Source organism: Rothia sp. (in: high G+C Gram-positive bacteria) (assembly GCF_015265375.1).
In the GTDB taxonomy this organism is placed as follows: Bacteria; Actinomycetota; Actinomycetes; order Actinomycetales; family Micrococcaceae; genus Rothia.
This window is the reverse complement of sequence record NZ_JABZXW010000114.1, coordinates 1-1,003: the sequence shown is the minus strand read 5'-3', so window position 1 is coordinate 1,003 and position 1,003 is coordinate 1. Positions and strand designations below refer to the sequence as shown.

Annotated in this window: 1 protein-coding gene; it reads right to left on the bottom strand. The window is 63.1% G+C overall.

Features of this window, described 5'->3' with window-relative positions; genetic code table 11:
- Positions 1 to 1,003, bottom strand: a 1,003-nt coding sequence (locus HXO69_RS08945) for an alpha/beta fold hydrolase (RefSeq protein WP_296546613.1), incomplete at both ends; no start/stop codon positions are given.

The following is a 1,003-nucleotide window of genomic DNA, read 5'->3' as shown; positions in this document are numbered from 1 at the left end:
GCGGGAAGCCGCCACGCGAGCAGCAGACCAGTTGGTCGGCGCGGGGGAGGGGGACAGCTCGTAGCCGGGGATGCCGGGCAGAACGCCGTCGGAGGGGCCGTCAGCGTAAATGGTCTCGTGCATCAGGGCGTACAGCGGGTTCGCCTGGAAGGTCACCTCAGCACCCATAGCGGTCAGGAACTGATCGGAGAGGTGGTCGTTACCCTCAGCGAATGCGTTCTCCAGGAAGTAGTGCAGACCGCGCTCGCGCCAGCGGCCACCCAGGAAGTGACCAGCCATCTGGAAGCGGTGATCGGTCAGGCGCTCACCGGTGGGCAGGTACTCCTTGTGGGTACGCAGGTGCTCAGCGATGCGGGTTGCGAGCTCGGCGTCCTCGGGGAACCAGCTGTAGTACTCCTCAACACGTTCCTTCATGCGGTCGAAGGTGTGCTGGTAGACGTTGTCCACGGAGGTACGAATCGGAGCCAGACCCGCGGTGATGCGGCAGTCACGCAGCGACTGAGGTGCGAACGACAGGTAGGACAGGGTCAGGAAGCCACCGAAGGACTGACCAATGGTGGACCAGCGCTTGTCGGCACGGTCAGCCAGCAGCACCTCGCGGATAGCCTCCGCGTCAGCGATGATGGAGTCCGCACGGAACAGCTCAGTGTACTCAGCCTGAACCTGCGGGTCACCCACAGCAGTAATAGTGCGAGCAGACAGCGGGGAAGACAGACCGGTACCGCGCTGATCCAGAAGAATCACGCGGTGAGTCTTCGCCAGCTCAGCAATCCAGCCGCCAATGGAGCCGGTCTTCGGCGAACCGAAACCGGGGCCACCCTGCAGGTACACAATGTAGGGGCGCTTATCCGCCGGGACGGTCAGAGTCTCGCTGGTGTTCACAACCTCGCGCGCAAACACGGTGATGGTCTGGTCCGCAAAACGGGAGGAGAGAGCGGCGTCCTTGCCCTTGGAGAAAATCAGACCGTGGGTCAGGGGAACCTGGAACCAGTGGTCGGTAATC